9 protein-coding genes and 1 pseudogene are annotated in these 13,042 nt (G+C 40.4%); 2 read left to right on the top strand and 8 right to left on the bottom strand.

The window, feature by feature from the left end; genetic code table 11:
- Positions 1-247: 247 nt before the first annotated feature.
- A complete protein-coding gene (locus ACTJKC_RS11405; RefSeq protein WP_440791996.1) occupies positions 248-1,261 on the bottom strand; it encodes a LacI family DNA-binding transcriptional regulator in 1,014 nt (337 codons plus the stop codon).
- Positions 1,262-1,549: 288 nt separating this feature from the next.
- Between ACTJKC_RS11405 and ACTJKC_RS11400 the strand changes: the two genes are divergently transcribed.
- Positions 1,550-1,909 (top strand): response regulator, encoded by a 360-nt coding sequence (locus ACTJKC_RS11400; RefSeq protein ID WP_344853253.1) that lies wholly within the window; start codon positions 1,550-1,552, stop codon positions 1,907-1,909.
- A gap of 183 nt (positions 1,910-2,092) precedes the next feature.
- On the opposite strand, the pseudogene ACTJKC_RS11395 reads toward ACTJKC_RS11400, so the two are convergent.
- Both ACTJKC_RS11395 and ACTJKC_RS11390 read right to left on the bottom strand, forming a co-directional pair.
- Positions 2,093-2,149 (bottom strand): annotated as a pseudogene (locus tag ACTJKC_RS11395) (hypothetical protein); the annotation flags it as partial.
- Complete coding sequence (locus ACTJKC_RS11390) at positions 2,149-2,445, bottom strand: DUF6717 family protein (protein WP_440791993.1); 297 nt, start codon at positions 2,443-2,445, stop codon at positions 2,149-2,151. The pseudogene ACTJKC_RS11395 and the gene ACTJKC_RS11390, both read right to left, overlap by 1 nt.
- 66 nt (positions 2,446-2,511) lie before the next feature.
- Here ACTJKC_RS11390 and dinB point away from each other — a divergent pair, with 66 nt between their 5' ends.
- A complete protein-coding gene (dinB, locus tag ACTJKC_RS11385; RefSeq protein WP_440791991.1) occupies positions 2,512-3,612 on the top strand; it encodes a DNA polymerase IV in 1,101 nt (366 codons plus the stop codon).
- 1,059 nt (positions 3,613-4,671) lie between these two features.
- On the opposite strand, the gene ACTJKC_RS11380 is transcribed toward dinB, so the two are convergent.
- The 5 genes from ACTJKC_RS11380 to ACTJKC_RS11360 form a co-directional block, all read right to left on the bottom strand.
- Positions 4,672-7,146, bottom strand: a complete 2,475-nt coding sequence (locus ACTJKC_RS11380; RefSeq protein ID WP_440791989.1) for a glutaminase domain-containing protein — start codon at positions 7,144-7,146, stop codon at positions 4,672-4,674.
- Positions 7,147-7,349: 203 nt separating this feature from the next.
- Positions 7,350-8,195, bottom strand: coding sequence for a PKD domain-containing protein (locus ACTJKC_RS11375; protein WP_440791987.1), 846 nt, complete (start codon positions 8,193-8,195; stop codon positions 7,350-7,352).
- Between the two features lie 12 nt (positions 8,196-8,207).
- Entirely contained in the window at positions 8,208-9,653 is a 1,446-nt protein-coding gene (locus tag ACTJKC_RS11370) for a PA14 domain-containing protein (protein WP_440791985.1), read from the bottom strand.
- Between the two features lie 33 nt (positions 9,654-9,686).
- Positions 9,687-11,384 (bottom strand): alkaline phosphatase family protein, encoded by a 1,698-nt coding sequence (locus ACTJKC_RS11365; RefSeq protein WP_440791983.1) that lies wholly within the window; start codon positions 11,382-11,384, stop codon positions 9,687-9,689.
- 30 nt (positions 11,385-11,414) lie between these two features.
- Positions 11,415-13,034, bottom strand: coding sequence for a DUF5008 domain-containing protein (locus tag ACTJKC_RS11360; RefSeq protein ID WP_440791981.1), 1,620 nt, complete (start codon positions 13,032-13,034; stop codon positions 11,415-11,417).
- Between the last annotated feature and the right edge of the window lie 8 nt (positions 13,035-13,042).

Here is a 13,042-nt window from a genome sequence, read left to right as displayed (position 1 = left end):
TGTTAATTATTTAATTAATTGATTTACAAATAATTATAAATGTTAAATTTCAATTTAAAGTGTAATTTTTACACTAAGCTATTTTTGAGGTATTTTTCGGGAACGTTCCCGAAGAAATCAGATCAAAATTTCGTCATCTTTCGGGAACGTTCCCGAAAATCGGACAGAATTCTGCGTATTTTACACTAAGTGAAGAAATTTTTTGAAAAATTACAGGTTAAAAAACAGTGATTTTTTGAGTCGGTTTTTACCCTTTTCCGGTCGAATTCCGCTTGATTATTGCGGACTCCAAAACCACCTCTTTCGATTGATTTTTATCGGCGTTATCATCCAGAATAGTGAACAATAATTTTGCAGCCTGCTCGCCTATTTCGGTAGCGGGCTGGGTAATGGTAGTGAGTGATGGATTTAATAAGGGAGCAATTTCCAGACTGGAGAAACTGATCACTTTTAAATCGTCAGGGATGCTGATATTCAGATCGTAACAGGCATAGTATGTGGCAAAAGCCAAACGCTCTACCGAGGTAAAAACACCATCGGGTTTTAATTGTGTTAACGCTTCTTTAATAATGATGCTGTTTTCTTCGTAACTGTTGCTGCAATCTACAATCAGGTTTTCTTCAAAAGGCACCCCGTGTTTGGCAAGGGCATCGATATAGCCCTGCATACGCGTTTTACCGATAGATAAACTTTTGTTTACCACTAAATAGGCGATTCTTTTGCAACCCTGCTCAATTAAATGTTCTGTTGCCAGAAAACTGCTGTTGTAATCGTTGGTAATTACCCGTGGGGTTTCAATGTCTTCGTAAATACGATCGAAAAATACCAGCGGTAACCGTTTTGCCCCAAATTTATTCAGGTAATTATGATCGTTGGCTTCACCTGAAACCGACATGATAATCCCATCTGCCCTCCCGTTATGCAAATGGCGGATAAAAGTAACTTCTTTCTGGTAATCATCATCAGTTACATAAATGAGGATATGATAACCGTTTTCCCTCGCCACACGCTCAATGCCGTGAATGGCCTGCGAAAAATAATTATTGGCAAGTTCGGGTACAATTACGGCGATGGTTTTACTTTTTTGCTCCCGTAAATTACTGGCGTAATGGTTGGGTTGATAGTTTAATTCTTTCGCCTTGGCCAGTATAAGCGCCTTGGTAGCGCCACTAATGTCGCTATTATCCCTAAAAGCCCTCGAAATTGTAGAAGTAGATAGATTTAAAGCTTCTGCTAACTTCTTAATATTGATACTATCCATTTTTGGCGACTCAAGCTAATTCGATTTGAATTAACGCTGTAAATATAAAATATTAATGCGCGAATATCTGCTATGTAAAATAAATTATCGGTTAATTCACTATCGCGGGAATAAAATAGCTGCACTTTGCCAATTGACATTAATCAATATTTGATGTAAAATTCTTTAAATAAATATTCGTTTTTTTTAAAACAAAAAGCATCTTTACGGCATTAATCATTATACGCTGTCAATTATCTTCTCATTTACCTGTTGCGAAACAAAACTATATGGAAATAAAATTACAAAATGGGAAATAAGAAAATACTCATTGCAGACGACGACGAGGGCATTGTTGATGCTGTAACGATGATTTTGGAGGTAATGGGTTATGAGGTTGAATATACCTATGATGGCGGAGCAGTAATTGATGCGGTTAAAAACAGACCTGATTTGATTCTGCTTGATATCTGGATGAGTGGTTATGATGGAAGGGATATCTGCAAACAGCTAAAAAACGATCCTGAGTTTAAGGAAATTCCGATTTTAATGATTTCTGCAAGCAGGGATATCAGGCAATCGGCACTTGATGCCGGTGCAAACGATTTTATGGAAAAACCATTTGAGATGGATTCGTTATTAAACAAGGTAGAAGTTTTATTAGATTAAACCCTTATTATCATAGAGACGTCACCCTGATCCGATTATATCGGATTTATTTCAGGGATTAAGATTGCGTTAAGCTTTATCTTGACTAATAAGAATTAGCTCTAAAAAGATCCTGAATCAAGTTCAGGATGACGATCGCAGAGGAAACCGAGCAGCAAATCTTATCTGTATAAGCGCTGCTAATCATTCAACTTCCTTAAAATAAATCCGTTCAGGCAGCTGTTTAAAAACAAATTCGGTTACGTTACAGAGCCAAAGTTTATGGTTTTTAAATTCGCCCCTAAGCTTTCCAGCATATAATCTCCACCTCCGCCCAGATTTTCTTCACGAACGTAAACCAGGTTTAAAATTTCGGCATTTTTGATCTGTTCATCTGCCATCAGCAATTTGCATTCGCTTTCATTCGCCGAAATCCAGTTTAATAGTTCATCAGCTCCTTCTACCATTTGTAAATCTTCAATAGATCCGCTCCATTCGGGTATATCGGCGTACCATTCGTGTTTAGCATTTTTATAAAAGCGGATTACTCTTTCCATATTTTGTAAAGAAAAAAATTCTATTCCAATAATACTAAAAAAAATAGCGAAATTTAGCTATTCCCGATGTCTGATGAAACCCCAATAGCTTTAAGAAAGATTATCCACATTGATATGGATGCTTTTTATGCGTCGGTAGAACAACGTGATTTCCCAGAATACCGTGGAAAGCCACTTGTTGTGGGAGGCAAACCGGATAGTCGCGGAGTAGTATCAACCGCAAGCTATGAAGCACGTCAATACGGAATCCGTTCGGCAATGTCCTCAAGCAAAGCTTATCAGCTCTGTCCTTCAGCCATTTTTGTGTATCCGCGTTTTGATGCATACACCACGGCTTCTAAAGCCATCAGGGAAATTTTTAGCCGTTATACCGATCTGATTGAGCCTTTATCTTTAGATGAAGCTTATCTTGATGTTACTGAGGATAAACTGGGAATTGGCTCTGCCATTGATATAGCACAATCAATTAAAGACGCGATTAAAAACGAACTGAATTTAACGGCATCTGCAGGGGTATCGACCAATAAATTTGTGGCCAAGGTTGCTTCGGATATGAACAAGCCTGACGGCTTAACCTTTATTGGCCCATCGAAAATTGAAACTTTTATGGAAAAACTCCCGGTAGAGAAGTTTTTTGGTGTGGGTAAAGTTACGGCGGCCAAAATGAAGGCCATGCAGATAAATACGGGAGCGGACCTGAAAAAATTAACCGAAGAACAACTGGTTGCCCAGTTCGGAAAATCGGGAAGGTTTTATTATAAAATTGTACGCGGGATTGATGACCGGCCTGTGAGGGCCAACCGTGAGGCAAAATCGGTAGGTGCGGAAGATACTTTTGCGGAAGATACCAACGAGGATTCGGTAATGCAGGACCTGCTGAAAAGGATCAGCGAAATTGTAGCCCAACGCCTGGAAAAGCATCAGTTAAGTGGTAAAACGGTGACTTTAAAAATAAAATTTGCGAATTTTAAGATCATTACCCGCAGCAGGTCTTTTGCTGTACCGATTAATAAAGCGGAAGTGATTTATGCTGAAGCGATAAAACTTCTGGAGGAAGCGGATATAGGCATAAGCCAGATCAGGTTGTTGGGGATTACTTTATCGCGGTTTTATGATGATGTTGAGATTGAAAAAACAGAGAATAACCAGCTGGAATTTGAGTTTTAGGTTTAATGGTATGTTGAGACATGTACCAAGGCCAAAAGAAAGTCGTTATTTCGACTGGAGCGCAGCGGGACAGAGAAATTTTTGAAGTTTATTTGAAGCAATCTAACAGATTTCTCCACTGCGGTCGAAATGACGATTTATCTCATTTGATAACTACCGTAGTTTTTTACCATATGAGGCATTTAAGAAACATATAAGCCTATAATGTTGCAGCACTAGAAATATCGTCATTTCGACTGGAGCGCAGCGGAAACAGAGAAATTTTTGAAGTTTATTTGAAGCAATCTGACAGATTTCTCCACTGCGGTCGAAATGACGATTTATCTCATATGATCACTACCGTAGTTTTTTACCATATGAGGCATTTAAGAAACATATAAGCCTATAATGCTGCAGAACTAGAAAAGTGTCATTTCGACTGGAGCATGCAGATCCTTCACCGGTTGCGGAATGCCTGCCTGTATAGGCGGGGAGAAATTTTTGAAGTTTATCTGAAGCATCTGGCAGATTTATCCACGGCGGTCGAAATGACGATTTATCTCATGTGATCACTACCGTAGTTTTTTACCATATGAGGAATTAAATAAAATATAAGTTGCAGGTTGCCTGGTGATTAGTTATTTGCAATGGCCATTGTTTATAAACCCGATTGAACGGAAATCCTTTTTGTTGCAGCAACTTACACACGATCACTAACACCTCACAAAAAGATTGCAGGGAAAGCGGGGCCGGAGACAGCCAAGAACCACAGCCGATCATTTTCAAAACATATTAAGATTGCTTTATTCGAGGCCGATGGGGACTAGAAATATCGTCATTTCGACTGAAGCGCAGCGAAATGGAGAAATCTATGAACAAGATAATTTATGAGATATCCAGTTAGATTGCCCGGCTATGTTACACTACGCCCGAAATGAAATCCTAGGAAGACAACAGGGATAAAACACCCCGTCCTGCGGACACCCCTCTGAAAGAGGGGAATGGAGTGCACGATGGGAATACAAAAGGTCCTGCAAATTAATGCAGGACCTTTGACTGTTAATTTAAAGGGTGAGAATCTTATTTACTGTTTAATTTATCGGCAAGCATTTTCATATAGAAACCGCCCACAACGCTACGGGCCTTAAAGTTATCGCGGATACCGGTATTTGAATCATAAAAATCGTTCAAAGGCACTCTCGATTCTGTTTCGATGGCATGTTTATAAACCGGATGAACCAAAGCCTCGAATTCTTTTTGGGTTGGTGCAAAAGTTGCCGTCCACAAAATCCAGTCGTTTTTGGTATAGGCTTTTCTACTGTCTAATGGAATACCGTATCTGTTTTGTTTGGTGAGGTAATATTTGGTTTCGGTATCGTAAATCTTCTGTGGAAACAGGTTTAAGTTTAACACTTTATCCCAAACCAGGTTGTATTTCTGGCTCCAGGTATCTTTATTGTCGAAGGTTAGGGCATAATGGTCGCCGGCATCAGCCATTTCTATCCATTTTGGCACCATGCTTTCGGCAATATCCCTGTATTTTTTGGCTACATCATCGTAACCCAGGGTCTTGGCCATTTGGGCATAGCAGGCAATACCTACAATCGCTTTTACCGATAAATTGGCATTACGGGCCAGGTGACCAGCAAAATCATCGGTACAAAGTTGCGTTTTCGGATCTAAACCCTCTTTGGTTAAATAATCAACCCAGGTGGTTAATGTTTTCCAGTGTAATTTCGCGTAATCGGCATTTCCCTGTGCCTTGGCAATGGCAGCTGTTAAAATGATCATATTGCCTGATTCTTCAACCGGCATTGGTTCGCCATAAGTTTGTCCGTTGGCCAATGGGTAGGTACCCAAATCGTGTGCGGCCCAGGGGTGAGGGTATTTTCCGCTTTCGCTGAAATAGAAAATACCATTTAACATACCTTGCAGTAACTGCGGATTGTAGATAAGGTACAACGGTGCAGACGGATAAGTTACATCAACGGTATTAATGAAACCACCGCTGTTATTCTCTTTTGATAACCACAAAATTTCACCCTGCTGGCTTTTAACCAAAGTGTGTGCTGCAATACTCTGGCGGTAACCTAGAACGCACAGATCGGCATACTCTTTACCGCCTGATTTTAAGGCATCGGCATATAAGGTTTTATTAAAAGCTTCACATTTCTGAATCACCGCTTTATATTCATCTGCCGCAGCAGTTAATTGCCCTTCAATGGTTTCTTTACCAGAAGTGTTCCAACAGGGCCTTAAATTTTTGTTGAAATATTGAACAGAATAAATTTCATCGTAACCCAACTCAACATATTTTTCTACAGCAGCTTTCCCTACCGCACCAAATGGAATGATGGTGTTAAGCGCCAGCATTTTGCCCTGCTTAGCGGTTGAAGCGGAATTGCCCTTTCTAAAAGCATCAGCTGCATCTTTTTCGGCAGTTACAAACTGAATGGCGTTACTGGTTTTTGGAGCCGCTACATAAAAGTAACCCCAATCAATGCGCATATCATCACTGGCTTTTTGAAGGATTGGCTGTTCTACCGTTCCCGTTTTCAAAACCGATAATTTAACTGTTGCGTATTTGGTTGCCGTAACTTCTTGCGAAGGGCGGTAAACTGCAATGTTAGAAGAAGCACTTAAATACACTTTTACCTGGTGTGTTTTACCATCGTTGGCCTTAACCTGATAAGAAACGTAAGAAACCGGGCGTGCAAACAAACCTAAATCGTTCATTAACAACGGTGAGGTAAAAGTTAGTTTTAAATCAATTTTGCCACAGGTAAAGTTGTAAATGGTTTGCGTAGCATTAATATCAACACTTTTTTGCTTAGCCAGCTGTACTTTTTCGGCATTGTCTTTTAGCTTATCTACCAGGCCAAAATCAAGGAAACGGCCGCCGGCGGTATTGATCAGGTGGATGGCAATTACGTTAGCTCCTGCCTTTAAGGCACTTTTATCGCTATTGCTTAAAGCAATGTACTGGAAATTGTTTGTCCAGCCTTCTTTGGTATAAATTTTCTTGCCGTTCAAATAAACTTCGATATTATCGTCGTGGTTTATTTTTAAGAACAGCTCATTTATTGAGGCCGGATTAGTCACGTTAAAAGTTCTTCTTACCCAGATATCGTGCGATTTCCAAAGTGTTTTTACGTTTTTGGCATCATCGCCAATGGGTGCGGTGCCGGTTTGCCAGTTGCCCGGGTTGTAGTTTGCAGCTTTCCAATCGCCTTGTGGCTCGCTTTCTGTATATTTAACTTCGTAACCTTTTTCGTCAGAAGCAGGTACAACTGTTTTATAGGTAGTGGTTTCTTTACCTAAAAAGCGATAAATACCGCCATCAACATTAATTAAGCCTAAAAGAGAATTATCGGCGCCGGTCCAGTGTTGGGTAGAAGATTCGTTTAATTTATCGGTAGCAGACCAGATACTGAAATAGGTATTGTGCGTAATTAAGGGGTAAGCGGGTGCCTTTCGCTCCTGCGCTTTTAGCAAACTCCCGACTAATATGCAGCCAAGTATGCCGAAGAATTTTAAGGTGTTGGTTTTGTTCATAATTTGTGTGTGTATTGAAGTATGATCGTATATTATGGTTAGATTAACGCTGGTTAAACGTTTTACTAAAGTATAAAATATAATTTACTTTGAAGAAAGATTTCATTTTTTAATTGTCTGATTGACATTTAAACTCATAAGCTAAAAAAATACATGAAGTTTTTAAGCCTCATGTATTTTTCAAATGTGTGGAGCGTATTTAATTATGGTTGTTTTTTGTTGATCGTCCATTCGCCCAGTTGAAACACACGGCTTCCCCTGTTGGATTTAATGTACAAACGGTAGAATTTATAAGCGATGTAATTATCAAAGTGGAAAAGTTTGGTTTGTTTCCTGCTCGGACCATCATTTGTATTTTCCCACGGACAAGCCGTAACGGTATGCAGGTCGGTATATTGAATGCCATCTAAAGAACCCTGTAAAATCCAGTACCTTGGATCGCGGTCTGCAGCATCGTTGCCCGATGTTAAGGTATACGCACCCACCACCTGTGGCGTATTCAGTTCGAAAGTACATTTTTGGGTACCATCAAAACCAGCCTGTAAAAATTTGGTATTGATATCCTGATCGACTAATTTTTTAGAACCTTCCGGAGAATCGGGACCCGCACCAGCCTCCAGGTTTACCGAAAATTTCCCTCCAACAGTTACCATGTAGTTTTCGCCATATTTGGTAGGATCGAAATTAGGATCAACAATTTTTAAGTTAATCTCTTTTGTAGCCGAATACCCCTGCCCGTTTCTGATTGTTAAAATTACACGATATGTACCCGGAAACCTGTAAACGTGTTTTGGTGAGATTTCTACTGAGGTACTATCATCGCCAAACTGCCACAATAACGTTTTATAATTAGTTGGAGTGGCTGTAAACTGAACTTCCTGGTACTTTACCGGATTTGGAATGGTATAATCAAATGTAACCAATGGTTTTGGTTCTTCCACTTCCGGAACAACTTCATCGTTACCGCTTTTTTTACATTTTACCGTTAACACGACGATAAGCAGTAAAAGCGAGCAGACGCTCAATAATCTTTTCATATTACTTTTCATATCAATTCAAGTTTAAGGAGTTGGAAATAATTGTGTTTTAGGTACAGCGCGTCGGCCTGTAATTCCTGCTGAAGGCACTTCATATTCTAAATATGCCTGCTGTCCGCCAACATTTTCACGATGATGTGCTTCAATTCTATATCTGATACCACGTTCTAAATGTATCGTTGCATTTCTTTCCGGCTTATCCCATTGGGTGGTATAATCGTTTATAATAGCTTTCCCGTTGATAAACAACCGACATCCATCGTCCCAGCGGGTTTGGTAGAAAATATAATCGCCCCTTACCGGCGCAAGGAATTCGCCACTCCATTTTGTAGCAAAATTATCCCTGCTTAACGATTCTCCGGCTGCATTTTTAACGCCGTCAGGCCAGCCATCTCCCGAAAATTCTATTGTTCCATCAACCCTTGTAAGAAAAGGTGCCCGGCCATCATCAGGATCTAATTGAGTATTGGTGTAATATTTAGCGATTAAACCTGTTCCGTTCCCCAAAATTGGCGAGTTATTATCTAAGTTCACATTTGGATCGATGATTACAATCACTTTTCCTTTTGTAGGATGGATTACATGATTGGTATTTTCGGCAAGACTTAATGCAAAGGCGAACTTTTTATTGGCTACGATATTTGCATCGAAAACCGGCCAGGGTATGGTTAACCGTACTGTGGCACTGCTGGCACCTGTATTAAACCTGATTAAAGTATCGAGTGAAAAATCTTTTGCCGCCAGATGAATGGCATCAGCAGGAAGCGTACCTCTCGAAACTAAAGTAGCAATGGTATCTACATTATCTCTCACCTTTACATTAAAGGCTGTAGAAGGGGCATTTTCCAAACTGATAATAAGCGGAAAAGTAACCCCGGCCGGCCCCACAATATAATTGCCCTGATAAGCGATGCTATAAGTACCACCACCCTGCAGCGTAAGAAAATGTACATCAGAAGGTTTAAGTAATTCGGAGGTATTGATGACTACCAGAATGGTCGATTTTCCATTGGCAATTTTATTTCCTTTACCTGGCGAAGAGAGTTTTAAAGCAAAAGCCACTTTTTTACCGAGATAACGCTCTAAGGTAGCCCTGCGTACAATGGCAATACCTTCGGCATTATCTGTTCCGTAGGCGACATTAATTACCGTTGGATATTCTACCGCGGCTGAGGGCATTAATATGGCATTGGTTAACCCTCCGTTATTGATTAACTGGGTAACAGTATCGTTATTAAGGGTTAAACCCACCTGGAAAGCCTCTTCGGCCATACCCGAAAGGGAAATTTTAAAGGGTACCCTAACAAATTGATTGTCGATGGTTACATTGCCCACTACAATACCCTCGCCGGTAATGCTCCTGTTTGCAGCATCGGGCAGTTTTAAATCCTCTACCTGCGATTGTTTACAAGAATAGGCACCAATAATGATGGTTAAGCCCATTACCATTGAATATATAATTTTTTTCATTTTCGATATTTTTTAAATGATCCGAAACTATTGTTATTGATCTAACCAAACCCTGCCGTCAAGCGCCCAGGTTTGTTTATTTGCTATTTTTAACCAGTTGATTACCTGTGCAGGGATATCAGAGGTTTGGGGCACTAATGCAGCGAGTGTGCTTGCCGATGGCGGACAGATTAAATCGTTAAAATTTTCCCATGCATAAGGTCCAAGTAATTTAAAATCGCGTGCCTGAGAAGAAAGATCAACCATTTTATCGCTGTTTCCATCTGTAGCTGGCCAGTAACCCACCAGGAAATTGTATGATGGGTGACTTTGATCGATAGAAGTTTCGCAGGCATATTGCCCGATTACGCCATCCGGAACCGACAGTTTAAAGAACCTGATATCAGTTACATAATAATCTGGTTCTCCATGCCCGTCACCATTTAAGAAACCCAGTTTCAATGCATTTGAATTGGCCAGAGAGCCGGAATTGGTAATTTCCAACTCATTGTTAAAAACACCGTTGGTATAGGTACGGATAAACCTTTGGTTACCGCGCTGCTCTAATTTTACCGATAGGTTTTCCCATCTGCCCTGAACCAGGTCTCCGCCCCTGCACTGGCGGTAATCGCCATCTTTTGTGCCCCTCCATTCGAAATACCAGTATTTATCTTCCAGGTAAATTACCCAGCCTACACTTGGATGACCGCTAGACCATTCGTTCCGTTTACCTAAAATGCTAGGGTAGAAAAGTTTCTCCTGATTCTTTTTAACCTTCAGTTCGATGGTCATTTTGGTGGTATCATCAATATTGTACACCGTTGCATCTTCGCCTGCAATTTCTGCCCTTACCTCTTTACCCGTCATTTTAACTGTTTTACCTAAGTAACGGTTACCTGTAAAGGGTTTAACCAAAATTCTTTTGCTGTAGGTAGAACTGTAATAGATTACAAAAGCATTATTAGCAGGCTTGCTAAAAATTGTCTGGTCATCTGCATTTGGCGGCAGGGTAAATGCCCCGCCATCGCTTGAAGCGATTACAACCAGCCAATCTTCGTTGATGTAGTTTGTGCGTTTTTTTAAAGCCGCCATGATCTCGCCTACACTGCCATCAAATTTTTCGATGGCCGATTTATAAGCCGGAAAAGAATTATCATAGCCCGAAGCCATACCTGCTTTATCTACATCGGTAAAATGACCCACAATTACCGATGCGGTATCGGTATTTAACTGATTGATAACTGCCGCCTTCACCTGGTCATCGTTGGTTACCAGGCTACTGATATCGGCCCCTGTGGTTAACGATTTAAATACGGTTGATGAAGTATAAGCTGCAATTTTAATCTGCGGTTTTACCTCTTTAATCCTTTTAAAAATAATTGGATAGTTCTGCAGGTTGTTATTGGTTAAATTATCATCGTTTACGAGGTGTTTTCCTTTTTTTACCCCGGTAAGCATATTGGCCCAATTGCTGGCATTCTGCGTAACTTCGGGTTCGTTTAATGCTACCCAGCTATAAATGGAGGTTGGAAGTAAGGCGTTAATATTAGGGATATTCGCCGTTGATACCGACTGACCCCTGGCACCATCAACAATGAGGTACAAAACCTTACGGCTACCATACCTTACTTTAGTGGTATCGGTACCATCTTTTGGGGTAAGTGTTCTATCGAAATCTTTATTACAGGAAAATATGGCCGTTGTAATTATTGCGGCCATCAGACCGATCAATAATTTATATTTTTTCATCATGCTCATCATAATTTATCTTGGTTAGGCGTCTTATTCAATGGTTACTCTCATAATGCTATTAAATGGCTGGTTATCGAAGCGGCTAAAGCCACCGATTAGCAACAATGCTTTTTTGCCATCTGCAGATTTTGTTTCAATTACATCAGATAAACTTCCCTGGAAAGGGCCTGTTGCATTGTAACCTGGCGCCAGTAAGCCTGCTGGTGTAAGTACCATAAAGCCATTTCGGGTTACATTGTTATATTTTCTGAAATAACCACTTACTACAATCAGCCCGTTCGAAATCTGCTTGGCAAACTCCGGATAACCACCTTCAAATGATCTGGCACTAAACGATTCGTCAAGGCTGCCATCTTCATTAATCAAAGCTATTCCATTGGCCGGTTTGCCATTGTATTTGGTAAAACTTCCGGTAATCAGATATTTTCTGGTGGTGGCATTATAGGTTAAATTACCAATGCCATTATCTGCCCCGGTACCCGGATTAAAAGAAGGATCAACTGTTCCGCTGGCTGTTAAACGCAATATGCGCACCGCAGGCTGATCATCGAATGTACTAAAGTTACCAAACACCATCAGTTTTTCTAAATTGGCTGCATCGGTATGCATGTAGGTACCAATAGGCCCGTTTGCGCTTACATTCCCTTTGTTTGTTGAGGTGTTAAAACGGTAAGTTTTATCCAGTGAACCATCTAGGTTAAACCTTAAAATCTGGCGGATTTCGGTACTGTCTACAATAACGGTATCTCTGGTAAAATCATAGTTATCTTTATTATAGGTGCGTTTAACATAGTACCTGAAATCACCTGTGGCCAGTATTTTTCCCTGGTGAGGATATATTCGGCTGATATAAGCATTTGTACCGCCATTAAATTTTGGAAACCATTTCTGGGTTACGGTATCGGTAACGGTTGGTTTTCTTTTAGTCTGGATTTTAACAGTATCTATGGCGCCATTTGTGAACAGCGTAGTAATGTTACTGATGTTTTCGGTACGTTGATTGTAGCCACTAAAACCACCGGCAATAACAAAACGGCCACCTACCTCAATGATTCTTGACAACGATCCGTTTGCCCCTTTTCCGGTTCTGAATGTGCGGTCGTAATCACCATCCAGCGAGGTTCTGGCAATCCTGTTGATCGGTGTAATAAATCCTTTATTATCATAATTGCTAAAACTGCCGATTACGATGGCCCTTCCATCAACCATTTCGTAAAACTGGCTTACAAAATTATTTGCACCTGATGTTGCTTTCCAGGTAATGTCATTTTTAATGATACCGCTTACCGTAAACTGTGGCCCCAGAATTAACTGGTCGCCAATGGCAATAGAGGTAATACCTGTACTGCCGGCATCAGGTACCTTAACGGTAATTTCAGTTGCGGTTACGTTTACTACTTCAGCCTTTTCTCCATTAAACATAAAGGTGAGCTGATCTTTATAAGGCAATAACCCCGTTGCTTTTACGGTAACGGTTGTACCTACAATACCCTCTGCAGGTGTTGGCGGTGCTGTTTGACTGATGGTTATGCCAAGTGGTTCTTTTCCACTACCGTAGGGTTCGGCACCTAGTTCTTCTCCTTTTTTGCAGCCCTGGATGGTTAAGCTAATGAGGAAAAATACGGTTAGAATATATTTGATTCTTTTCATGATTTAAT

This window comes from Pedobacter sp. 22226 (assembly GCF_052045455.1).
Lineage (GTDB): Bacteria > Bacteroidota > Bacteroidia > Sphingobacteriales > Sphingobacteriaceae > Pedobacter > Pedobacter jeongneungensis.
The sequence above is the reverse complement of the archived record's forward strand: the minus strand, read 5'-3'. Positions and strand labels throughout refer to the sequence as shown.

Coding starts and splice junctions, on each gene's coding strand:
- ACTJKC_RS11380 (WP_440791989.1), bottom strand. CDS start 7,146: ATGAACAAAACCAACACCTTAAAATTCTTCGGCATACTTGGCTGCATA.
- ACTJKC_RS11405 (WP_440791996.1), bottom strand. CDS start 1,261: ATGGATAGTATCAATATTAAGAAGTTAGCAGAAGCTTTAAATCTATCT.
- ACTJKC_RS11375 (WP_440791987.1), bottom strand. CDS start 8,195: ATGAAAAGTAATATGAAAAGATTATTGAGCGTCTGCTCGCTTTTACTG.
- ACTJKC_RS11370 (WP_440791985.1), bottom strand. CDS start 9,653: ATGAAAAAAATTATATATTCAATGGTAATGGGCTTAACCATCATTATT.
- ACTJKC_RS11400 (WP_344853253.1), top strand. CDS start 1,550: ATGGGAAATAAGAAAATACTCATTGCAGACGACGACGAGGGCATTGTT.
- ACTJKC_RS11390 (WP_440791993.1), bottom strand. CDS start 2,445: ATGGAAAGAGTAATCCGCTTTTATAAAAATGCTAAACACGAATGGTAC.
- ACTJKC_RS11360 (WP_440791981.1), bottom strand. CDS start 13,034: ATGAAAAGAATCAAATATATTCTAACCGTATTTTTCCTCATTAGCTTA.
- dinB (WP_440791991.1), top strand. CDS start 2,512: ATGTCTGATGAAACCCCAATAGCTTTAAGAAAGATTATCCACATTGAT.
- ACTJKC_RS11365 (WP_440791983.1), bottom strand. CDS start 11,384: ATGATGAAAAAATATAAATTATTGATCGGTCTGATGGCCGCAATAATT.